The organism is Erwinia sp. B116 (assembly GCF_002865965.1).
In the GTDB taxonomy this organism is placed as follows: Bacteria; Pseudomonadota; Gammaproteobacteria; order Enterobacterales; family Enterobacteriaceae; genus Erwinia.
Window position 1 is genome coordinate 1 of sequence record NZ_JRZZ01000010.1, and the last position, 22,687, is coordinate 22,687.

General features: G+C 57.1%; 21 protein-coding genes and 1 pseudogene. 9 read left to right on the forward strand and 13 right to left on the reverse strand.

From position 1 onward, the window contains the following. Positions 1–42: 42 nt before the first annotated feature. Positions 43–627, forward strand: a pseudogene (locus NV64_RS09425) (PLP-dependent aminotransferase family protein); the annotation flags it as partial. A 229-nt stretch (positions 628–856) separates the two neighbouring features. Further along, positions 857–1,069 (forward strand): RNA chaperone/antiterminator CspA, encoded by a 213-nt coding sequence (gene cspA, locus NV64_RS09430; RefSeq protein ID WP_056234222.1) that lies wholly within the window; start codon positions 857–859, stop codon positions 1,067–1,069. 123 nt (positions 1,070–1,192) lie between these two features. Here cspA and NV64_RS09435 read toward each other — a convergent pair whose 3' ends face one another. Together NV64_RS09435 and NV64_RS09440 are read right to left on the reverse strand one after the other, a co-directional pair. Then, complete coding sequence (locus NV64_RS09435) at positions 1,193–2,215, reverse strand: NADP-dependent oxidoreductase (RefSeq protein ID WP_056234224.1); 1,023 nt, start codon at positions 2,213–2,215, stop codon at positions 1,193–1,195. Between the two features lie 59 nt (positions 2,216–2,274). Then, positions 2,275–3,057, reverse strand: coding sequence for an SDR family oxidoreductase (locus tag NV64_RS09440; RefSeq protein ID WP_056234227.1), 783 nt, complete (start codon positions 3,055–3,057; stop codon positions 2,275–2,277). A gap of 222 nt (positions 3,058–3,279) precedes the next feature. Between NV64_RS09440 and NV64_RS09445 the strand changes: the two genes are divergently transcribed. The 3 genes from NV64_RS09445 to NV64_RS09460 all read left to right on the forward strand — a co-directional run bounded on the left by NV64_RS09445 (position 3,280) and on the right by NV64_RS09460 (position 4,667). Next, positions 3,280–3,813 (forward strand): TetR/AcrR family transcriptional regulator, encoded by a 534-nt coding sequence (locus tag NV64_RS09445; protein ID WP_056234230.1) that lies wholly within the window; start codon positions 3,280–3,282, stop codon positions 3,811–3,813. A gap of 284 nt (positions 3,814–4,097) precedes the next feature. Then, positions 4,098–4,358 (forward strand): GNAT family N-acetyltransferase, encoded by a 261-nt coding sequence (locus NV64_RS09455; RefSeq protein WP_101505796.1) that lies wholly within the window; start codon positions 4,098–4,100, stop codon positions 4,356–4,358. Between the two features lie 3 nt (positions 4,359–4,361). After that, entirely contained in the window at positions 4,362–4,667 is a 306-nt protein-coding gene (locus tag NV64_RS09460; RefSeq protein ID WP_101505797.1) for a GNAT family N-acetyltransferase, read from the forward strand. 193 nt (positions 4,668–4,860) lie between these two features. Here NV64_RS09460 and NV64_RS09465 read toward each other — a convergent pair whose 3' ends face one another. Next, a complete protein-coding gene (locus tag NV64_RS09465; protein WP_056234236.1) occupies positions 4,861–5,931 on the reverse strand; it encodes a LacI family DNA-binding transcriptional regulator in 1,071 nt (356 codons plus the stop codon). Between the two features lie 264 nt (positions 5,932–6,195). Between NV64_RS09465 and NV64_RS09470 the strand changes: the two genes are divergently transcribed. After that, the gene (locus tag NV64_RS09470; protein WP_056234239.1) at positions 6,196–7,458 is read left to right on the forward strand and encodes a maltoporin; all 1,263 of its coding nucleotides are present in this window, start codon (positions 6,196–6,198) and stop codon (positions 7,456–7,458) included. A gap of 187 nt (positions 7,459–7,645) precedes the next feature. On the opposite strand, the gene NV64_RS09475 is transcribed toward NV64_RS09470, so the two are convergent. From NV64_RS09475 to NV64_RS09500, 6 genes are all read right to left on the reverse strand, one after another. Then, positions 7,646–7,987: a glucose PTS transporter subunit EIIB gene (locus NV64_RS09475; RefSeq protein ID WP_101505798.1), complete on the reverse strand. Its 342-nt coding sequence runs from the start codon at positions 7,985–7,987 to the stop codon at positions 7,646–7,648. 94 nt (positions 7,988–8,081) lie between these two features. Further along, positions 8,082–10,145 (reverse strand): beta-galactosidase, encoded by a 2,064-nt coding sequence (locus NV64_RS09480; RefSeq protein WP_101505799.1) that lies wholly within the window; start codon positions 10,143–10,145, stop codon positions 8,082–8,084. 46 nt (positions 10,146–10,191) lie between these two features. Then, positions 10,192–11,385, reverse strand: coding sequence for an arabinogalactan endo-beta-1,4-galactanase (locus NV64_RS09485; protein ID WP_056234246.1), 1,194 nt, complete (start codon positions 11,383–11,385; stop codon positions 10,192–10,194). Positions 11,386–11,388: 3 nt separating this feature from the next. Then, the gene (locus NV64_RS09490; protein ID WP_056234249.1) at positions 11,389–12,243 is read right to left on the reverse strand and encodes a sugar ABC transporter permease; all 855 of its coding nucleotides are present in this window, start codon (positions 12,241–12,243) and stop codon (positions 11,389–11,391) included. Between the two features lie 7 nt (positions 12,244–12,250). Beyond that, positions 12,251–13,555 (reverse strand): carbohydrate ABC transporter permease, encoded by a 1,305-nt coding sequence (locus tag NV64_RS09495; RefSeq protein WP_072166324.1) that lies wholly within the window; start codon positions 13,553–13,555, stop codon positions 12,251–12,253. 39 nt (positions 13,556–13,594) lie between these two features. Further along, complete coding sequence (locus NV64_RS09500; protein WP_056234253.1) at positions 13,595–14,815, reverse strand: extracellular solute-binding protein; 1,221 nt, start codon at positions 14,813–14,815, stop codon at positions 13,595–13,597. Positions 14,816–15,139: 324 nt separating this feature from the next. On the opposite strand from NV64_RS09500, the gene NV64_RS09505 reads away from it, so the two are divergent. Further along, a complete protein-coding gene (locus NV64_RS09505) occupies positions 15,140–16,261 on the forward strand; it encodes an ABC transporter ATP-binding protein (protein WP_101505800.1) in 1,122 nt (373 codons plus the stop codon). A gap of 507 nt (positions 16,262–16,768) precedes the next feature. Here the strand turns inward: NV64_RS09505 and NV64_RS09510 are convergent. Continuing rightward, positions 16,769–17,518, reverse strand: a complete 750-nt coding sequence (locus NV64_RS09510; RefSeq protein WP_056234259.1) for a GntR family transcriptional regulator — start codon at positions 17,516–17,518, stop codon at positions 16,769–16,771. 231 nt (positions 17,519–17,749) lie between these two features. Here NV64_RS09510 and nagE point away from each other — a divergent pair, with 231 nt between their 5' ends. Next, positions 17,750–19,132 carry an N-acetylglucosamine-specific PTS transporter subunit IIBC gene (gene nagE / locus NV64_RS09515; RefSeq protein WP_101505801.1) on the forward strand — a complete coding sequence of 461 codons (1,383 nt, stop codon included), beginning with the start codon at positions 17,750–17,752 and terminating at the stop codon, positions 19,130–19,132. A 12-nt stretch (positions 19,133–19,144) separates the two neighbouring features. Next, positions 19,145–20,074, forward strand: a complete 930-nt coding sequence (locus tag NV64_RS09520; RefSeq protein ID WP_056234266.1) for a hypothetical protein — start codon at positions 19,145–19,147, stop codon at positions 20,072–20,074. Between the two features lie 277 nt (positions 20,075–20,351). Here NV64_RS09520 and NV64_RS09525 read toward each other — a convergent pair whose 3' ends face one another. From NV64_RS09525 to NV64_RS09540, 3 genes are all read right to left on the reverse strand, one after another. After that, the gene (locus NV64_RS09525; protein WP_369878871.1) at positions 20,352–20,726 is read right to left on the reverse strand and encodes a DUF596 domain-containing protein; all 375 of its coding nucleotides are present in this window, start codon (positions 20,724–20,726) and stop codon (positions 20,352–20,354) included. Positions 20,727–21,485: 759 nt separating this feature from the next. Further along, the gene (gene imm45 / locus NV64_RS09535; protein ID WP_072166366.1) at positions 21,486–21,809 is read right to left on the reverse strand and encodes an Imm45 family immunity protein; all 324 of its coding nucleotides are present in this window, start codon (positions 21,807–21,809) and stop codon (positions 21,486–21,488) included. Continuing rightward, positions 21,809–22,687 (reverse strand): VENN motif pre-toxin domain-containing protein (locus NV64_RS09540; protein ID WP_199177644.1); only part of this gene is annotated, 879 nt, incomplete at its 5' end. The genes NV64_RS09540 and imm45, both read right to left, overlap by 1 nt.

Genomic DNA, 22,687 nt, shown 5'->3' on the forward strand with positions numbered 1-22,687 from the left:
CCCTCGCTTAGGGGCGTGTCCACATTATGCGGGTAGGATCATATCGCCTGGGCCATCAAACGCTGGCCGAACGCTAAAATGATTTTCACCTCGCCCTCCCATCAGTTTCCGCTTGGCGGCACGTTAAGTTTATCCCGAAGAATGGCCCTGCTTGACTGGGCCACGGCTAAGAACATGTGGATTTTTGAGGATAACTACAACAGCGAGTTCAGATATACGGGCCAGCCGATTCAGGCTCTGCAGGGGCTGGATCAACAGCAGCGCGTGATCTATGCGCGCCACGTCAGGCGGGTGAGAAAAGCCTGCCACGAACGCCAACGGACGATCGTTGAAGCCATCCAGCGCGCTTTGCCGCAGGTGATCCTGGCAGAACCGTCGGATTCAGGTATCCATATCGTCTGTTGGTTATCAGCAGAGATTGAGGAATCTTATATTATCGCTCAGTGCCGCAAGGCGGGTCTGGGCGCACAACCGCTCTCACGGTACTGCCAGACAAAACCCGTTAAGCCTGCGATACTATTAGGTTTTGCGGCACACTCCCCCGCAGAAATTGTTGCGGGCATAGAGAGACTGGCACAAACAATGAACCCGCCCCTTGCAACGACTGACAGCATTACAGACAAATAACATTAATAAAATCAAACCTTGACAATTAAACTCAAACGAGACTACTATGGCGTCATCGGTTTGGAATACAGACCTTATGAACGCAGTTTTAGTAAAGCAGTCCTCATTTCAAGTGATATCGCCAGATACTCTTCTTCATGAGCCTCCTCCTAAGTGCCGCATAAGTCAAAATCTGCAAAACAGGCCATGTTCGCCACGTTAGTGGCTCAAAAAATGAAAGGAAGTATCTATGTCTAACAAAATGACTGGTTTAGTAAAGTGGTTCAACCCTGAGAAAGGTTTTGGTTTCATCTCTCCTGAAGATGGCAGCAAAGACGTGTTCGTACACTTCTCTGCTATCCAGAGCAACGATTTCAAAACCCTGGACGAAGGCCAGAAAGTGGAGTTCTCTATCGAGAACGGCGCTAAAGGTCCATCAGCTGCCAACGTTGTTGCGCTCTGATAACCAGCCACTCACCGGCGCTTTTTGTCGCGATGAAGGCTAAAGCCTGAGCCAATAAGCGAAGTGAAGTGATAAAAAAAACCGCCTTGTGCGGTTTTTTTTTTGTTCATTTTCCAGCGAACGTTATGACTTCGGCATCTCAATCACCACTTTCCCCTTCGCACGCCCTGCCGCAAGGTAAGCCAACGCCTCCTCAGTTTCAGTAAATGGAAACACCCTGTCTACCACGGGTATGATCTGTTCCGCTTCGATCAGTTTGCTGATTTGGCTGAGCTGCCCGCCATCAGGATCTACAAAGAGAAAGGAATACGTCAGGCCGCGTTGTTTCGCTAAACGCATTATTTTGCGGCTCATCAGCCCGAAGACCAGCCGTAAAACGACGTTTAATCCACGCTCCCGCGCAAACGCGGCGTCTAACGGACCGATAAGGGAAATAATTTTGCCGCCAGGCTTGAGGATCCGCGTGGATTTTTCAAGCACATCCCCCCTGAGCGTGCCAAGCACCACATCATAGCCACTCAGCACGTTTTCAAATGCCTCCTTTTTATAGTCAACCACCTCGTCAGCGCCAAGATGCGTTACCCACCCGACGTTGCCGGTGCTGGTGGTCGTGGCCACCGTTGCGCCAAGGTGCTTCGCCAGTTGTATCGCAAAGCTACCAATCCCCCCCGAACCTGCCGGGATGAAAACCTTCTGACCCGCGCGCAGCCCGGCGCGCTCGTTTAAGGCCTGCCAGGAGGTCAGGGCCACCATCGGCAGCGCAGCCGCCTGCACGAAATCCAGGTTTGCCGCTTTTAACGCAGCGGCACTTTCAGGCACCACGGCAAATCCGGCCAGAGAGCCGGTTCCCGTATTGAAAGTGCTGGCGTAGATTTCGTCGCCGGGCGCAAATCGTGTTACGCGGCGCCCCACGGCCACCACCACACCCGACAGATCGCTTCCCAGTGTGGCAGAGAGTTTAAAATGCAGCACCGGCTTAAATATTCCGGTTGGGATCATGTTATCGATTGGATTCAGGCCTGCCGCATGTACCCTGACCAGAATCTCCCCGGGACCGGGGGCAGGACAGGCGATCTCTTCGAATCCCAACCCGGGGGATTTACCATAGCGTTTGAAGGTAAAGGCTTTCATCGTTTTATTATTCATTTTGTTAAGGTTGTGAGGGTCTCCTCTGCGTGATGAGAAGACCGTCCATACGTTATGATTTAACGGGTTTTATAGCGCTCTGCGACTTCCGCCTGTCTGATCTCTGACAGCAGCCCCTGTCGCGCCGTATCGAGAGCATCCCAGCGTGCGGCATTGTGTAAAGGCGGAATAGTGACGCGTTCACGGCGATCGAAGCCAGCCAGTGCGGCGTCAACCAACTCTCCCACTTCCATCATCTGGGACGCGTTGCTGATATCGATGCCCGCACGCTGCCAGATTTCCGTGTAGGTACCGGCAGGAAGTACCGCCTGAACGTAAATACCGCTGGAGGAGAGCTCCAGATCCAGACCCTGGGAGAGGAAAAGAACATAGGCCTTGGTTGCGCCGTATACCGACATGGCAAATTCCGGGGCGAGCCCGACGACGGAGCTGATATTGACAATCGATCCTTCACCCGCCTGCACAAACCGCGGGGCCACCGCAGCGGCCAGCCGCGTCAGGGCCGTAACGTTCAGCGCGATAAGGCGCTCTGTCGCCTCGGTCGTCTGCGCAATAAAGCTGCCCGACTGCGCGATACCGGCGTTGTTGATCAGAATACCTATGCGTGCATCGTCACGCAGGCGGGCTTCAACGGTCGCGACCTCTGCCGACTGCGTCAGATCGGCAGGCAGTACATCCACAGCAATACCATTCTCCTGTCGCAGACGCCCGGCCAGCGTTACCAGTCTGGCCTGGTCACGCGCGACCAGAACCAGGTCGTGGCCGCGGCGTGCGAAGCGTTCTGCGTAGACGGCACCAATGCCCGTCGACGCGCCGGTGATAAGAACTGAAGGTTTGGTCATAAGTGATCTTCTTGAGTAATAAGTAAACAGGATACGCCCTGTGCACGTCATCGCGCACCGTGGCAGCGCAAAACGACTTGCTGACCTCCCCCTGTCTGCCGGAGAGAAGGGGTGGCACAAGCCTAATGATGATGATCGACATCTAAAAAGTCAACCGGTTTGATTATGGTCATCATCAATGTATAATTATGACCTGCATTGTTTAAGAGGGTCGTAACAGCCATGAAGGTGTCAAAAGAGCAGGTGCGGGAAAACCGTAAGCGTATCGTTGAAACCGCCTCGGCGTTGTTTCGCGAACGGGGCTTTGACGGTGTCGGCGTCGCAGAGCTGATGTCGGCGGCCGGTTTAACGCACGGCGGGTTCTACAAGCACTTTGGCTCTAAGGCCGACCTGGTGTCAGAAGCCATGAGCTGCGGGTTTTCACAATCCGCAGAGAGCACACAGGGTGTGAGCCGGGAGCAATTTGTCGAATTTTACCTCTCCCGGCAGCACCGCGACTGCCGGGGCAACGGCTGTGTGATGTCGGCGCTGGCCGCGGATACCGCCCGCCAGCCCGGACTCATTAAGGCGACGTTTGCCGCCGGGATTGAACGTCAGCTGGCCCTGTTAGCAGCGGAAAATGGCGCGACACGTGCCGACCTGATCGACACCATCGCGCATCTGGTTGGTGCCCTGGTACTGTCCCGCGCCTGTCCGGATGACGATCCTCTGGCAGATGAGATTCTGGACGTGTGCCGGTCGCGTATTCTCAGCTAATAGGGTACTCACACCTCGACTGCGCTATAGCGAACCCAACGCGGACGGCAGGACGTGCGTGAAACAACGAAAGCCTGACGACGACAGAACTCCGCCAGCATCAGGGGTTCGATGCCGCTGGGTAACGCGCTCAGCAAAAGGGCTGATGTTGCCCACAACGGCGGCAGATAGCTGACGCGCGACGCCGTAATTTTCCAGTTGTGTTTAAAATTCACGCCCGCTAATCTGTTATGCACATCAGAAAAACAGAGTGACTTCAGTCAATTACTTGCAAGGAAGGATCAATGTCAAACGCGGTCAATAACGTTCAGGTCAGGGAAGCCACCTCCGGCGATATCCCTTCGCTGCTCAGCCTGCTGGCGAAATACCACACCAACACCATCAGTGACCACGAGCGCGATCAGGGTTTTGTCACCACCAACATTAACGCGGAGCAGTTGGCCAGCCTGATAGCGGACGAACGCGGGGTGATCGTCAGCAGCGACGCCGACGGCAGGGTGGTGGGTTTTATTATTGCCGGCTCATGGCAGTTTCTCAGCCGCTAGCCGATGTTTGAATATATGGCAGGCGAGCTGGATAAATACCAGGTTGGCGGGCTGACGCTGAACGTCGATAACTCCTATCAGTACGGCCCGATCTGCGTCGATTCAGCCTGGCGCGGCCGGGGCCTGGCCGAGGCGATGATCGATGCGCACTGTGCGATCTTCAGACAGAAGTACAAGGTGCTGGTGACCTTTGTTAATGAGATCAACCCGCGTTCGATGCACTTTCATCTGAATAAGGTCGGGCTGGCTTCCGCCGGTGGCTTCAGCTTTAACAACAACCAGTACCAGATGCTGGTCAGGATGCTGTAATCGAGGTATTTACTGCAGGCCCTGACAGGCCTTCACTGACGGCCTTCTGACAGGATCATCCTGCCCATTCGGGGTGATTTCAGGTCCGGAAATGGTACACCTACGTCTCTGTTTTCCGGACCGATGTTATCCTTTCTCAGTAAATCATCCGCAGATTAACGTTCCCCTCCCCCGCAGCCTGATGTTACCCGTATTACCCCAGCCGGCTGGCAATCGCCCGCAGCTGTTCGGCAATCTGCTGTAAATCCCGTTCCGCCTGACCGGCCACGCCGCTGGAATTGCGCACCACCAGCCGGGCCGGCAGGATCGATGACGAGCGGCTGACGTCATCATCGCTGGCCTGCAGGATATGCTCCACCGCCTCTTTTCCCTGACGATCGAGATCCAGCGACACGGTACTCAGCGACGGATGGAAGAAGGCGCTCTCATAAGTATCGTCGTAGCCGATCACCGAAATCTGCCCCGGCACCGCCACGCCGCGCTGGTGCAGCGCGCTGAGCACGCCGAGCGCCATCTGATCGTTACCCACCAGCAGCGCGGTGAAGCCCGACGACTCATGCAGCATCTGCAGCACGCCGCTGTAGCCGCTCTGCGCGTCCCAGTTGCCGTGCACCACGCTGACCGGCTGCAGCCGGTAGCTTTCCAGCGTTTCCTGCCAGCTCTTCAGCCGCAGCCGGGCGGACACCGACTCCTGCGGCCCGGCCAGCAGGGCAAACTCGCGGTGCCCCTGCTCATAGAGATATTTCACGCTGGCGCGGGTGCCGTCGGCCGGGTTAAACGAAACGTTGAACACCGAGCTGAACGGGTCGACGTCGAGGAACAGGCAGAGGATATCCTGGTTCTGCTCGACGATGTGCTCTGCGTCCGCCGTCTCCAGCGGGACGTTTACGATCACCTTATCCACCAGCTGCGACTTCAGTTCGTTAATCGCCGACTGCAGGCTTTGACTGACGTTCTCATCGATCATGGCGATCAGCACCTGATAATCGGCGGCGTTGGCGTAGCGTTTCACCGCGGCGGCCACCTGCGACGGCGCGTGCAGCGCCAGCGAGGTGGTCACCAGCCCGAGGGTGGTGCTCTGCTTGCCCACCAGCTGCTGCGCCAGCCGGTTCGGCACGTAGCGCAGCGCCTCGATGGCCTTCTCCACCCGGCTGCGCGTGGTTTCCGAGACGTTGGCGGACTTGTTCAGCACGCGCGAAACGGTCTGATAGGAGACGCCAGCGTGGCGGGCGACGTCCTCTAAAGTGGCACTCTTCGATTTCATGGCTGGCATCCCTGATGGCAGATGGACGAATTGTAACACAGCCGCATCAAGTGACAGGTCAACTCAGTCTCAATGGCAACAGAATAACAAATAAGTACGACGTTCACATATCAAAATCGGTGATCTGCCTCACCGATCGTTACAAATTAAGGGAAAATACTTGCAGTAAATCACACAATTCTGACATTGCAATTGCAGGATGTTTGTCAGCAGGCGTTTACTGTCGCCACTATGTGAACGTATTACAAATAACAAGAGGCTGACATGAACACTAGATTACACGCAACTGCCGTGGCACTTGCCGCCGCACTGGCTACGCCTTCGGTTTTCGCCGCGATCGACAATATCGACTTCCACGGCTACCTGCGCGGCGGCGTCGGCGTCTCGCGTGACGGCGGTATGGAGCAGTTTCAGAAAAACAAGGTCGGCCGCCTGGGCAACGAGAACGACACCTACGGTGAGATCGAGCTGGGCAGCGAAGTGTACAAAAAGGATGACGTCAGCTTCTACGTCGACACCATGGTCAGCATGTTCTCTGACGGCTCCAACGATAACGAAACCACCTTCGGCGACGACGCCGAGTTTGGCCTGCGCCAGCTGAACCTGCAGATCAAAGGGCTGATCCCCGGCGATAAGAACGCGGTGATCTGGGGCGGTAAGCGCTACTACCAGCGCCACGATCTGCATATCATCGACACCAAATACTGGAATATCTCCGGCTCCGGTGCCGGTATTGAGAACTATACCCTTGGCCCGGGCGCCGTCTCCGTCGCCTGGATTCGTGGCGATGCTAACGACGTTGACTACCGCGCCGACGGCGATAACGACGTCAACATCAACTACCTTGACGTGCGCTACGCGGGCTGGAAGCCGTGGAACGGTGCCTGGACCGAGTTTGGCGTCGATTACGCCATGCCTAACCCGACCAATAAGCAGAAAGAGTACGGCGGGCTGTACGAGGCCGACAACGGCGTGATGCTCACCGGCGAAATCAGCCAGGACGTGTGGGGCGGCTATCAAAAGCTGGTGCTGCAGTACGCCAATAAAGGGCTGGCGCAGAACGTCATCTCGCAGGGCGGCGGCTGGTACGACATGTGGAACGACACCCGCGACGCCACCGGTTACCGGGTGATCAACACCGGCCTGCTGCCGATCACCGATAAGCTGTCACTGAATCAGGTGATCACCTGGGGTGCCGCCAGCGATCTGACCGCGTACACCGACAAGAGCACCCTGCTGTCGCTGGTCGGCCGCGCGCAGTACCAGTTTACCGACTACGTGCGCGGTATCGGCGAGGCGGGCAGCTTCTGGCAGAAAGACCAGAATAAAGACGGCAGCGACTATAAGCAGGCCGGGCAGAAATACACCCTCGCGCTGGGCCTGGCGGCCGGTCCGGAATTTATGTCGCGCCCCGAGCTGCGCGTGTTTGCCTCCTACCTGAACGACTCTGAACAGGGCCACAGTTTCCAGGACGGCACCGCCAGCAACACCTGGAACTTCGGCGTGCAGGTTGAGGCGTGGTGGTAATCGCGGCCTGACGCCTCCACCTGTTGCTGCCCGCCACCGTGCGGGCGGCAGAGTACTCAGCATTTCTCAGGCGAACGCCGGCACAGGCTACCGCCGCCGTTCGCCCTGCTCCTCTCCGGTCGTTTTTTCCTGTGACTGCAAGCACCTGGCTGTGAATTGGGATAACCGTTACCGGTTATCCTTTTTTTTAGCGCGGGCTGAAGAAGCGCGCCTCCAGCAGCTGGCGCAGGCTGTCCGAGCGGGTGCCGAAGATGGCGTGCACCTCATGGCCGAGGATCACCACGCCGATCGCCCCCGCCTGCTGCAGGCCGGCGGCATCCACCGCCGCCAGCGACTTCACCGTAACGCGCAGCCGGGTCAGGCAGGCGTCCACCTGCACGATGTTGTCCCGCCCGCCGAAGTCACGCATTAACCGGTCCAGCAGCACGCCGTCGGCCGGGTCAGTCGCCTCTGCGGCGGCGTCCGTGGTGCCGATCTCCTTCGCTGCGCCCTGGCGGCTGAAGTAGTGCTTAAATGCTTTCAGGCTCATGTTTATCCCCTCTTATCACCATAAAAAAACGGGCCGAAGCCCGCGATTAGCGCGCCCGCAGGGCGGGACGCGTGTACAGATGAGTGCTGTCGGTTCAGCCTGGCCGCGGCCCACGCAGCACGCGGCAGCCCCATGCATCCAGCGTCAGCTGACCGGCCAGCGGCGTACCGTCGGTGAGATCGCTGACCCCGGCTGGCAGGGTCAGCGTCTGCGGCTGGCCGGTGTAGTTCTGCAGGAAGATAAACGCCTGCTCACCGTCGGTGCGCCGCGCGGCCACCACGCCCGCTGGCAGCTCTGCCTCCAGCGCGCGCGGCAGCGCCAGCTGCTGAATCAGCGCACCGCAGAAGTCGCGGTGGAAGGCCAGATCGTTGCGTGAGGCGATATACCAGGCTTTGCCCTGCCCGACGTTGTTCACCGTGACGGCCGGCTGCCCGGCGTAGAAGTCACTCTGATAGCTGGCCAGCGCCGTTGCGCCCTCCAGGTGAATATGCTCGCACAGCTCGCGCGCCTGATACGGGCCTTTCAGCCCCAGCGCATTGCCCTCCACGCCCTGCACGGCGTTGGACTCATCGTCGGTCAGGCTGTCGATCTCCTCCGCCCAGACGCCGAGCAACGGCCGCAGCGGGCCGGGGAAGCCGCCGAGGTGGCAGAGGTCGCTTTCGTTGACGATGCCGCTCCAGTAGCTGGCGACAAAGTGCCCGCCGTCGCGCAGGTGCCGCTCCACCCGTCCGGCGAAGCCGTCACGCACCATATACAGCATCGGCGCGATCACCAGCTGGTAAGGGGTGAGATCGACGTCGGCGTTGATGATATCCACCGCCACGCCCTGCTCCCAGAAGGTGCGGTAGTGTTCGTTAACGGTACGCTCATAGTGCAGGCCGAGATTGCGCGGGCCCTGCGCGTTATCCATCGCCCAGCGGCTCTCCCAGTCGAAGATAATCGCCACCTTCGCCGCAACCCGGCTGCCCTGCACCGGCGACATCGCCGCCAGCATGCGGCCCAGCTCGCTCACTTCGCGGCCGGTGCGGGTATCGAGGTGGCCGACGTGATCGACCACCGCGCCGTGAAACTTCTCGACCGAGCCGCGGCTCTTGCGCCACTGGAAGTACTGCACCGCATCCGCGCCGTGCGCCACCGCCTGCAGTGAGGAGAGAATATGCATCCCCGGCTTCTTCAGCTTGCTGGTAGGCTGCCAGTTGGTGGCGCTGGGGGTCGACTCCATCAGCACGAACGGCTGCCCCTGCTTCAGGGTGCGCATCAGGTCGTGATACATGGCGGTGTAGCAGGCCAGCCCGGTCTCATCCTGCTGGTTGTGCCACATTGGGTAGCTGTCCCAGCTGATAAAGTCGAGCGGCTGCGCCAGCTTCCAGTAGTCGTAGTCGTAGAAGTACTCCATAAAGTTGGTGGTGGCCGGCAGCTGCGGGTTAACCGCCTTCAGCGGCTTGATTTCCTGGGTGCAGAAGTCGGTCACCTGGTCGGTCATAAAGCGCCGCCAGTCAAGGTTCAGGCCGTGGATCGAGGCTTCGCCCTGCGGCGCGGGCGACACCACCTGCGACCAGTCGCCGTAGGTGTGGCTCCAGAAGTCGCTCCACCAGGCGAGGTTCAGCTGCTCCAGCGTCTCATAGCGCCGCTGCAGCCAGCCGCGAAACGCCTGCTGGCAACGATCGCAGTGGCACTCGCCGCCGTATTCGTTAGAGATATGCCAGCCGATTACCGCCGGATGGTGAGCATAGCGCTCCGCCAGCTGACGGTTCATCTGCTGCACCTTATCGCGGTAAACCGGCGAGGTCATGCAGTGGTTGTGGCGGCCGCCGTGCAGCGCGGGCACCCGGTCGCGCCCCACGCGCAGCACTTCAGGGTATTTCTGCGACATCCACGCCGGGCGCGCGCCGCTCGGCGTGGCGAGGAAGGCGGAGATACCGTTTTCGTGCAGCTTGTCGAGCACCTGGTCCAGCCAGGCGAAATCATAGCGCCCCTCTTCCGGCTCCAGCTTGGCCCAGCTGAAGATGCCGACCGACATTACGTTACAGCTGGCCTGGCGCATCATCGCCATATCTTCGTCGATAATGCCCGGCTGGTGCTGCCACTGCTCCGGATTGTAGTCCGCGCCGTGCAGCAGGCCGTTCACCCCTGGCAGCAGCGGTGGAAATTTACGCATGGTGATTCCTTAAATAGAGAAAAGCACCGGCCCGCAGGCCGGCGAATTAATGGAAAACGTTGATCGAGGGCAGCACTTTGCCGCGGCAGTCGAACAGCGCCTGGTTTTCGCGCGCGTTGCCCTGCTTCCACTCGTCGTGGATATACTTCATGCCTTCCGGCGTGGCCCAGGTGTTACCGGCGGCCGGGATCCACGTCGGCTCCCAGTAGACCACCCCTTTACCACGGTGGCCGGGCACCGCCAGCACCGCCTTCATCAGGTCACGCAGGTAGTCGGCCTGCCCGGTGACGCTGGCCGGGTAGCCGCCGTCTTTCTCCTCCTTCGCCTGGAAGCTGTTCTCCGCGCTGTCGCAGTTCTCCAGCGTGTACGCGTAGGCGGCTTCCACCACCATCACGTCCTTGTTATAGCGCTGGCTGATGTCATCCATATTGGCCTTCAGCGCGCTAATCGGGCCGTTCCAGTAGGTGTACATCGACAGGCCGATCACGTCGAACGGCACCTGACGACGGGTGATCTCGTCGAACCACCAGCGGAAGGTGTCATTTTTGGTGCCCTCCGCCAGGTGCAGCATGATTTTTACCTGCGCAGGATCGCTGAGGTTCTCGCGCAGGCCGCCAATCGCCGCCTTCAGCAGCCCGGCCAGCCGGTCAAACTCGCCGCCGTTCTGCCCCCAGCTTTTACCCTCCGGCCACAGCATGCCGCCGTTAAGCTCGTTGCCGATCTGCACCATCTCCGGCAGCACGCCCTCGGCCTTAAAGCGGGCGATGGTGTCGCGGGTATAGTCGTGAATGCGCGTTTCCAGCTGCGGGAAGCTCAGTTTTTCCCACGCCTTTGGCTTAAACTGCTTGCCCGGATCGGTCCAGAAGTCGCTGTAGTGGAAGTCGAGCAGCAGGTGCATGCCCGCCGCTTTGGCGCGTTTGGCCAGCGCCAGGGTGGTGGCCAGATCGTTAGTGCCGCCGCCGTAGCCGTGGCCTGACGCATCATAAGGATCGACCCAAAGACGCAGGCGCACGGTGTTGATACCGTTGGCCTTGAGGATGGCGATCGGGTCCTGTAACTGGTTGCCTTCGTTGTAGAATTTTGCGCCCTGCTTCTCCAGCTCGGCCAGCGTGGAGATATCTGCGCCTTTAACAAAGTCCGCCGGCACCGGGCCGATCGGGGCAATTACCGGCTGGCCGGCGGCGAGCAGCGGCGTCGCCCAGGCCAGCGCCAGGGCGAGAAACAGCGAGGTTGGTTTCATGGTTTATCCCTTTGTACTGCCTGAAGTCAGGCCGGAAACGAAGTATTTTTGCAGTGCCAGGTAAAGAATGGCGACCGGTACGGCAATCAGCACCGCGCCCGCCGCGTAGGTGGTATAGCTGGCCCCCATCTTCTGCGACACCAGGTTATACAGGCCGATCGGCAGGGTGAACTGCTCCGGGCTGCGCAGAATGGTGCTGGAGAGAATAAAATCCCCCAGCGGGCCGGTGAACGAGAACAGCGCCACCACCGCCAGAATCGGCTTCGACAGCGGCATAATGATTTCGATAAAGATGCGGAAGTTGCCCGCGCCATCCATCCGCGCCGACTCGTCGAGATCTTTCGGAATGGCGTCGAGATAGCCCTTCATCAGATAAGTGTTCATCGGGATCATGCCGCCGACGTAGATCAGCACCAGCGCCAGGTGGCTGTTAATCAGCCCCAGCAGCTGCGACAGCACGAAGATGGCGATCAGCGCCGAGAACTGCGGGATCATCTGCAGCAGCAGGAACAGCATCAGCCCGTTCTGCCGCCCCTTAAAGCGAAAGCGCGAAAAGGCGTAGGCGGTACAGCTGACGCTGATAAGCGTCAGCACCATGGTAAAGAAGCTGATTTTCATCGAGTTCCAGTACCAGGTGAGGTACGGCACCTGGCCGTTAAACAGGTTACGGTAGTGCTGTAACGAGGCGTTCTCCGGAATAATCGAGCTGCTGAGCAGGCTGTTACCGGCGTTCAGCGACGCACCGACCGTCCACACCAGCGGGTAGATGATGATGGTCGACACCAGCAACACCACCAGCCAGGTGAGCGACAGGCGCACCCATTTTTCGCGTTTGATACTGACTGACTTAGCCTTCACGATGCCCTTACTCCCTTTCCTGTTTAAACGAACTGGTGGCGCGGAACTGCCACAGCGCCACGCCCACCACGAAGATCGACAGCAGGATGGTGATGGTGGCGGCAATCGCGTACTGCGACGACGACATGGTCAGCTTGTAGATCCACGACACGAGAATATCGGTGCCGCCGGCGTTGGATCCGGCCACCGCCGGGCCGCCGTTGTTAAACAGGTAAATAATGTTGAAGTTGTTAAAGTTGAAGGTGTACTGGGTGATGATGATCGGCGCGATGGCGGTCATCACCAGCGGCAGCGTGATGGTTTTCAGCCGCGTCCAGCCGCTGGCCCCGTCCATCTTCGCCGCCTCGTACAGGTCATCCGGGATCGCCTGCAGCACGCCGGTGGTCATGGCAAACACAAACGGGAAGCCCAGCCAGGTCTGCATCATGATCAGCGCGGTTTTGCTCCAGAACGGGTCGGTCATCCACGGCTTAGGCGCAATGCCAAAGAAGTCGAGGATGGCGTTGTTGATCACGCCAAAGCTGTCGTTAAACATGCCGGCAAACACCAGGATGGTCACAAAGCCCGGCACCGCCCACGGCAGGATAAAGATGGTGCGGATCAGCGCCTTAAACGGCAGATCTTTCTGGTTAACGAGGATCGCCAGCATCACCCCGACCGCGCACTGCAGCGTGGTCGCCAGCAGCGTCCACACCACCGTCCACTGCAGCACGTCGAAGAAGGTCGAACGCCAGATCGACAGGGTAAAGATGTTGATAAAGTTCTTCAGCCCCACCCAGTCCACCAGTTTGGCCGGCGGCGTGTGGTAGAGGTTGTAGTTGGTGAAGGCGATGGCGAAACCGAACAGGATTGGGAACACCACCACAAACACCAGCAGGATAAAGCCGGGGGTGATCATCAGGTAGGGAAAGCCCTCGCGCAGCAGGATCTGATACTGCTTACGCACGCTGTGCAGCTGCTGGCCGGCGTCGCGGCGCTGGCCGTTCAGCCAGGCATCGCGCAGCGACAGCCCCCACAGCGCCAGGCCAAAGGCGATCACCAGCACGCTGATGATCCCCTCCGCCAGCAGGAAGATCGAGTTATCGCGCGGCACGGTTTCACCCAGCGTCACCAGCCCCCACAGCCCCTGCTGCAGAAAATCGTGAAACACCCCGGCAAAGCTGACCAGCAGGATCAAAAAGCACAGCCCTTTGGCCCACTGCCGGTGGTAGAACTGGCCGAAGCCGGGCAGCAGCGCCAGCAGTACGCCGGTTATCGCGTGCTGCCGCGAGGGTTTATTAAGCATCAGTGGTTCACTGGGAGACATCGTCACACCTTCATCCTTCCTGGTTAGATCCGCCGCGCGGCGAGATTACTGGTTGCTGGCCTGCATCGCTTCGATCTGCATATGGATCTGCTTCACGGCGTTATCCAGCGCGGCTTTCGGCTCCTGCTTGCCGGAGACGCTCAGCTCCAGCGCGGCGTTGGCCGGGCCCCACACTTCCTGCATTTCCGGCACGCCCGGCATCGCCGACGCGCGCGCTGCCTGCAGGGCGACCGCACTGGCCTTCTCATCGTCTTTGATGATCGGGTCATCCATCAGCGCCACCAGCGGCGGGATCTCCTGGGTCTGCTGATAACGCAGCTTGACGTACTGCGGCTGGTTGATGAAGTTGATGAACTTCTCCGCCAGCGCTTTGTCCTTGCTCCAGGTGGAAACCACGTAGCCCTTCACGCCGAGGAACGAGCTCATCGGCTTACCGTTCGGCAGATCGGGCAGCGGCGCAACGCCGTAGTTGATACCGGCGGCCTGGTAAGGCTGGAACGCCCACGGGCCGTTAATCACCGCCGCCGCTTTCTTCTCGGTGAACAGCGAGTCGATGGCGTTCAGGCCGTTATCGCCGATGATGCCGCCCGGCAGCAGCCCTTCGCTGAAGAAGCGCTTCAGGTAGGTCACCGCCTCTACGCTGCCGGGGGTGTTCAGGCCGATGTCCAGCGTGTTCAGCCCGCCTTTACCGTCTTTGCCGAAGATATAACCGCCCATCGGCGCAATCGCGCCCCAGCTGTAATAAATCTGGTCAAACTTGGCCAGCAGGCCGTACTGCTTCGCTTCGCGCTGCTTCTGCGAGAACAGGCGGTACTCTTCCAGCGTTTTCAGCGGCGACGGCAGCAGGTCTTTGTTATAAATCAGCACCAGCGTCTCAACCGCCTTCGGCACGCCGTAGGCCTGGTTATTCAGGCTGAAGGCCGCCATCGCCGACGGCGTATACGCCGCCTGGTGCGCGGCATCCAGCGTCAGCGGCGTCAGCAGCCCCTGCACCACCGCGCTGCCCAGCTGATCGTTGGGGATCACCAGCACGTCCGGGCCGATGCCGGCCGGGCCATCCAGCCGCAGCTTCTCAATCTGCTGGGCAAACGGCGTCTCCTGCACCTTTACCTGCACGCCAAACTGCTTCTCAAAGTCGGCGACCGCCGTTTTGATGCCGGCCGACTTCTTAATATCTTCCCAGACGGTCAACTGCTGCGCGGCCAGCGCCGAGTGACTTAATACCAGCGCTGACAGCAGCAGCGAGAGACGGGTTTTCATTTTCATTGCTAACCTCATGTGAAGGTATGACATTTTTAGTTATTTAGCGGCGTAATTTTTGGCGCTTAAGCCTGTAAAGTCGCGATGTGAACTATCTGTAGGGCGTCGGACTTCAGGTTATGTCGTGTTACAAACTACCTGCAACCGCGCCCCGGCTCCAGCCCTGCTGCGCTAATATGTGATCGGTATTACAGAAATCGAAATCACCGGTAGGGGGCATAACATCAGGGAGTTATAGTCAACTCAGGCAGTACAAGGCTGGCGGCATCAAACGCCAACTTGTTACACGTAATACATTTTACCGTTATTCTTCCTTCCGATGAGGTCCGCATGTCCGGTATCAGACTGAGAAACGTCAGCAAGCGCTTTGACAAAACCGAAACGCTCAAAAATATTCAACTGGATATCGAGGCGGGTGAGTTTGCCGTCTTCGTCGGCCCTTCCGGCTGCGGTAAATCCACCCTGCTGCGGCTGATTGCCGGACTGGAGGAGGTCAGCGACGGTGAGATCCTGATCGGCGATGAAGTGGTCAACGACGTGGCCCCTGCCCATCGCGGCGTGGCGATGGTGTTTCAGTCCTACGCGCTCTACCCGCACATGACGGTGGCGGAGAATATGGGCTATGGCCTGAAGGTCAACGGCGTGCCGAAGGATCGCATCCGTCACCAGGTGGAGATGGTGGCGAAAACCCTGCAGCTCTCGCACCTGCTGGACCGCAAGCCTAAACAGCTCTCCGGCGGCCAGCGCCAGCGCGTGGCGATTGGCCGGGCGATCGTACGCAATCCGCGGGTATTTATGTTCGATGAGCCGCTGTCGAACCTCGACGCCGAGCTGCGCGTGGAGATGCGCCTGCATATCGCTAAACTGCATCAGGAGCTGAAGACCACGATGGTGTATGTCACCCACGACCAGGTCGAAGCGATGACGCTGGCCGATAAGATCGTGGTGATGAACTACGGCAAGATAGAACAGGCCGGTTCGCCGATGGCGCTCTACTACAACCCGGTCAACCGTTTTGTCGCCGGCTTTATCGGTTCACCAAAGATGAACTTCCTGCCCGCGCTGGTGGAAGAGTGCAGCGCGGCCGGGCTGGTGGTCAGCATCGGCGGCGGCGCACGCACCCTGAACCTGCCCGCTCCGCTGCGCCAGCTGCGGCCCGGCGACGAACTGACCTTAGGCATCCGCCCCGAGCATCTGTGCATCAACAGCGACGCGCCGCTGCAGCTGGAGTTCCACTGCGAGGTGGTTGAGCGTCTGGGGAATAACACCTTCCTGTTTGGTCAGAGCCACGGCCAGGACGGCTTTAAGCTGCTGCTTCCGGGCGACGTGCATTTCCGCCCTTACCAGACGCTGCAGACCTCGTTCCATCCGCACCAGTGCATGGTGTTCGCCGAGGACGGCGAACGCATCAGCGCCGATATCCCGCTGCCGCAGGATCGGGCGGCGGCGTAAAGGGGGGCTGGTGCAGAACGGCGGCCAGCCGCCGGCCTGATTAACGCTAAGTAAACCCTGGTCAGGGCTCGGAATGAACGGGTGGACGATACGCGAGGGCTGAGAGGGATTCCGGCACTGACCAGGATGCACAATCGAGACGTTCAGCGCAGGGAGGGATGGCATTAGAAAGCGCGGGCGGAAGGTGTGACAGAACCGGCCACCCGCTAACCGTAAAGCAACGGGTAAGCGTTGGCATTTATGGCTGAGGCGAGGATAGTGCCGGCGGGGTGGGCAGACAAGTGCCGCAGTGGGCTTTACGGAAAAATCGGCGAAGATGGGATGGCTGGCAGTAATGAGTGCCGGTGCAGCCTTACACTCCACCATCACGTAAAAAACCCAGTGAACAGCGGGTGTGGCTGGCAACCGGTTTCAGCAGGACGTTTCCTGGCTGACTCATTCTCCTCCCGCAGCATTTGAGGAGCATGAAGAGCCCATCTCATCAGGCTTTAAAACTGATTATTGTCTTCATTCATTTTTACAATGCAGCTCAATCGTAAAATCACAGTAATTGTTAAGACACCAGGTTCGGGTATGTTCAACCGGCCGGTCGTTATGTGTAAAGCCCGTCCGGGTCACCAGTAACACGGGCTCATTCTCGTCGGTGCCAAGGTAGTATGCCAGCTTAGCGTCCGTCATCGCTGCGCTAAAGTTCTGGGTTGCCCGCAGTACCCGGGCACCTTTCTTTTCCAGGTGCCGGTACAAAGACTCACCCAGCTCCCCGACGTTATCCAGCAAATGCGCCGGAAGAATCGCCAGCTGGAGGGAAACGGCAATGCCGTTAACCTTTCTGAGTCGGGTCAGTTCCACTATTTCGTCATTGCCCTCTGCCATTTGCAAGACATGTCGCTCATCCGGCGAGCATGGCCGCCGCAGATACCCCATCAGATCACTTTGCGCCGTGCCGCCGCTGGCCGCAGCCATTTCACTGAAGCTCTCCAGAAACGGCAGTGACTGGCGCACATGCGGCGCAATAAATGTTCCCACTCCCTGATTGCGTAAGAGAATGCCCTCTTCCAGCAGCTGTAACAGGGCCTTACGAACCGTGCCACGCGCAACCTGCAGCATCTCTACCAGCGTCCGCTCTGACGGCAGGACATCGCCTGCACGTAAGCGACCTTCGCTAATTGCAGTTTTTATGCAATTCACCAGTTGTAAATACAGCGGCAGCCTGCTGGATTCATCAAGGTGGAATTCAGTTGGTGAGGATGTGCTCATAGGTCTTCGTGGATATCCTGACTGGTTCAGAATGAGTGAACCAATTGTTATCCAGTAACGCGGGATTGTCATCATCAGAATGATATTGCAACCCGCTGAGCGTGATCCGCACCACAAATTATCATCCATATTCATAAACAACATCGATTGCTTATGAAAGGTCTATCAAAGGTTCATTAATGGTACATATCGATTTTTTATAATCTGTACGGGTACTTTTGAGGTGACTTTATGCAGGGAAACGTCTTTCTCATGATGCAACGGCTGGGTAAGGCTCTGATGCTACCTATTGCCGTTTTACCGATAGCCGGGTTGCTGTTACGCCTGGGGCAACCTGATGTTCTGGATATCAGTTTTATCACCAAAGCCGGACAAACGCTGTTTGACAACCTTCCGCTGCTGTTTTCCATGGGTATCAGCGGTGGGCTGGCAAAAGATAACCACTGCGCTGCCAGCCTGGCGGGCACCATTGGCTATCTGGTTCTGACTTCCGTCATGCAGGCTATCAATCCCGAGCTGAATATGGGGGTGCTGGCCGGTATTCTGACCGGGCTGTTAGCCGGATTTATCTACAACCGCTTCTGTAATATCAGGTTGCCGGAATTCCTGGCTTTTTTTGGCGGTAAGCGTTTTGTTCCGATCGCTACGGGATTAAGCTGCCTGGTCATCGGCGTTGCGCTGGGATGGGCATGGGCACCGGTGCAGCACGGCGTGAATGCGGTGGGAAACTGGCTGATCGCATCGGGTCCGGTTGGCCCGTTTGTCTACGGTATGCTGAACGTTATCTTCCGCGTCGTGGGCCTGCACCATATCGTCAATTCGCTGGTCTGGTTTGTGTTTGGTTCATATACCACTGCCGATGGAACTGTTATTACCGGCGATATTCACCGGTTCTTTTCAGGCGACCCGTCAGCGGGGGCATTTATGACGGGGTTTTTCCCGGTATTTATGTTCGCGCTGCCAGCAGCATGTCTGGCCATGTATCACGCCGCGCCGAAAAAAACGCGTTCTGCCGTAGCAGGGCTGTTTCTTTCGCTGGCACTGACAACGTTACTGACGGGCATAACTGAGCCCGTTGAATACACCTTTCTGTTTCTGTCCCCTGTGCTCTACGGTATCCATGCCTTACTGACCGGTGTCGCTATGGCCGTATGCCAGGCCCTTGGCATCAAAATGGGATTTACCTTCTCTGCTGGCCTGATTGACTATGTGCTGTCCTTTGGGCTTTCTTCACGCCCCTTGTTGATATTGCCAATAGGTATGCTGTGGGCGCTGATCTATTATTTCTTGTTCAGGTTTTTTATAAGCCGTTTCAATCTGGCCACGCCGGGAAGAGAAGAAACGGATAAGTCTTTTTCGCCTCCTGTTACCTCGGCGCACCGTGCAGCGGCCTATCTCGCCGCGCTCGGTGGGGGGAATAATTTAACGCGTATTGACTCCTGCATTACGCGCCTGCGGCTGGAGGTAGTCAGCATGGAAAATATTCAGGAGCACGAGCTTAAAAACCTGGGTGCCATGGGTATTGTCAAACGTGGAAATACGGGGCTACAGGTCATTGTCGGGACGCAGGCTGAAACTATTGCTGATGAAATTCGCTCGTTAGTTAATCAATAAGGTAAAACTGTCATGACGAACAAACGCTTACTGGACTGCTGTGCTTCTGATTATATGTCGATGGATAAAAAAGCGCTTTTGTATGCTATCCGTGCCAGTGAAGGCCGGGTAATGGTGAGTGAAACCATTGCAATAACTCAGCCACTGCTCAACGACGTGACAAATGCGGAACTGGCTGCATCACAAGGCGCGGATATCTTACTGATTAACATGTTTGATGTTGAAAACCCTCAGATCCGCGGGCTTCCTGCAAACATTGCACCACCGCAAATACTGCGTGAACTACAACGCCTGACGGGGCGTCTCATTGGCGTAAATCTTGAGGCGGTTGATCCTGAGTTTGCCGTTGCTCATGACAATATCTGGAAAATGAAACCGGGACGCGCCGCAACAATAGAAAATGCGCGTAAGTTAGTTGATATGGGTGCGAAATTTCTGGTGCTGACCGGCAATCCCAATAATGGCGTCAGCAATCACGCTCTGGGAATGGCTGTAAGAGATATTCGCGATGCGGTTAAAGAAAGCGCTGTTATCATCGCCGGAAAAATGCACGGCGCGGGGATCGTACAGGAAAGCGGGGATCGCATTATCAACGAAGAGGACGTGATCGGGTTCGCCTCCCAGGGGGCTGATGTTGCTTTACTTCCGGCACCGGGTACGGTGCCCGGAATGAGCCAGCAGCGCGTCGCATCGCTTGTTGACGCTGCGCACAGCCAGGGCGCACTGGTAATGACAGCGATTGGTACATCACAGGAGGGGGCAGATATCAGCACCATTCGTCAGATAGCGCTGATGAGCAAAATGGCAGGAGCCGATCTGCATCATATTGGCGACACGGGTTATATGGGGGTGGCATTACCAGAAAACATTCTGGCATACAGTATCGCGATCCGCGGGGTAAGGCATACCTATGCCCGCATTGGTCGGTCAATTAATCGCTAACAGAGTAATAATTAAAAGGGAGGATAATTATGTTCCATAAATACGTCAGCGAAGCGGATTTAACAAAGTCACATGAAACAGAGGGGGATGAAAAGGAGATTAAAACAGCCCACCCCAGAATTTTAATGCAGAAAATAACAATATTGCTAAAATATTTTTAGCCCGCCAGGTCATTATGCCTGCGGCTAAAGACGTCGAACAGGCTCTTACAGGGCACGCTTACCCCCCGGATTAAATCCCTCTGCGACGCTTTTATCTGGCAAAGAGCGGGATTCATTTAAGTCCAAATCTCTGTGCCATCCGGGGTTAACCAGACCACCCCGGCAGGTGACTTAGCCAGAAACCACATGCCGACGTGATCCAGTTCGTCGTCTTCGTCTACAGAGGGATACGGCGGCCAGGCCTGCTGTATTAGTGTGATTTGCTGCTCAACGGAGCCGGGCAAAAATACGCCTTCCGCGGCTAGCTTTATTTTCCCGGTACTGAGCAACGCGGTTAGCAGCACGAAAAACGCGTGTTTTCTGAACAGGTAATTATCAGGCAATTCAACGCATTCAACGCATTCAACGCAGATATGTTGCCATATCGTCCCCATCGATAATCCATAAGCACTTTCGGTCACGGAAGCGCAGAGTTCAGTGATGTTTTTCATTATTTTCCTTTAACCTCACATCTTCGTGCCACATTGACCGAGCGCAGTTAATAACTGATAGTATTTCACAGTTCAACATCATCCCGGGTTCGATTCTGCTCCGCCGGTTGCGTCTGAACACCCTGCGCCGGGCCTGCGGGATGATTTCGGCGCGCGAGCATCGATATCATGCTGATTTTATTCAGATAATTTCAATGAAACAGAAGGAAGATAAGTACGCTACCGCCATCGCTCCCGTTTTAAGAAGAACGCTATATGAGTGGAATGCAGGTTGTGCCTTGTCGGATTTATCTTTAACCCGGCTGGCTCAAGGGTTATCGGAGCATGATGATACCGGATGTTGAAATCTGACTGAGGTAGTAATGTGCTGATTATATTGTATTTAAGTGGATATTAGTTTCATGCTTCAACCGCAATAGTCTGCACCCTGAGCTATATCCGCGATGCGGCAACGTCTGAGCCGCTGCCGGCTATCACCCTGCGGGGCGCTGGCTGAGGGAGGCGGGGTTTGAGACCGGCACGCAGGTTTACGTCCGGGTCTCGCCCGGCTGCCTGATCCTGACCGCGCAGGAGCCACAGCCGGACCAGGAGCCGGAAGTGCTGAGCACCCTGCGCCGTGCCTGCGGGAAGCTTTCAGCCCGCAGGCAGCGGCAGATTACCGAGTTTATTCAGGTGATTGCGGGGGGACAGAAGCGGGTGGAACAGCGGTAACTGGCTGGTTGTAAAGTAAAATCCCGGCTCGGTGGCCGGGATCATTTTTTATGCAATGGGCGTAGCTACATATTCATCAAGAATGTAAACATCCTCAACGTTACATTCTGGATAAATCCACTTCGACCAATTATTAATTATCCATTCTGTGCTTAAAGCATGTCCTTCTGTAGAGGCGCTTTCCAGCGGTAATTCAACCAGCATTGAACCAGCTTTAAATCCTGATGAGACAACCAATCCATGCGTATGAGCCAAATCTATTACCATAAAATCTACGACACTTTCGTATGGCCATACTGCCGGCAATCTAAAAACCCGCCCTCTTCGTATTGACTTTTCTGGATAATTAATCAATTTTCTGATGCATTCCATCACTTAACCCTCAAATTGTGCCCACCAGATTTGTCCTTACTATCAGGTATTTCCTTCATGGCAAAGTTAATTTCTTTGATATGTTTACCTTGAGGGCTAACAACTTCAAAACGACCATGCTGAGTATCGAGAGCATATAAATTACCATCTGTGCCTCGGTAAACATCACGATTATTCATTTTAGTTAACTTGTTATCCTTAATCATTCCCTGCTCTGCGACAACTCTAGCAGCGGTTTGTTTTACCACAGCAACTCGTTCTCCCGGCACTAATTTAAACAGGCTTGCCTCAAACTCACCAACAGTTACACCTGTCGCAATTTTAATCGTCGGATCAACAGTTTTCAGAGCACCAGGTACTTTCTTGCCCGGCAGGATTATCCCGGCCAGCATTCCACCCGTGGCTTCCAGCGCCGCCTGGTTTCCTTCAGACGCCTGAACTACCGTGTCTTTTACTGCCGACCAGGTATCGCTGCTCATCAGCGCTTTAACGCTGTCTGCCACCGCCTGGTTCTTACCGGACAGATCGCTGAGCGCCTGGCTGCAGTAGCTGTCTCCGGCTGCACAGGAAGCCAGCGCCATTGCTGCATCCGCAACGTAATCAGCTGAACCTAAGGCGGCATCGCCGCTGTCAGCAAGGGCAGTGATGATACTGTTTGCGATGGACGAGGTTGTGCTGTTTCCAAGCTTATCCCTGACCTGCTCCTTCAGGGATTCGGCAGCCTGTTTTACTGTTTCACGGGCCTGGTCCCCCGACAGCGAGTTATTCTCAACCGAATTTTTCCCCGCCTGCGCCCCAGCAACCGCATCCGCCGTGCTGCCGCCCGCGATGCCGCCAGCAAGCCCCGCCGCCAGCGTACCCAGCGTGCTGACCGTCTG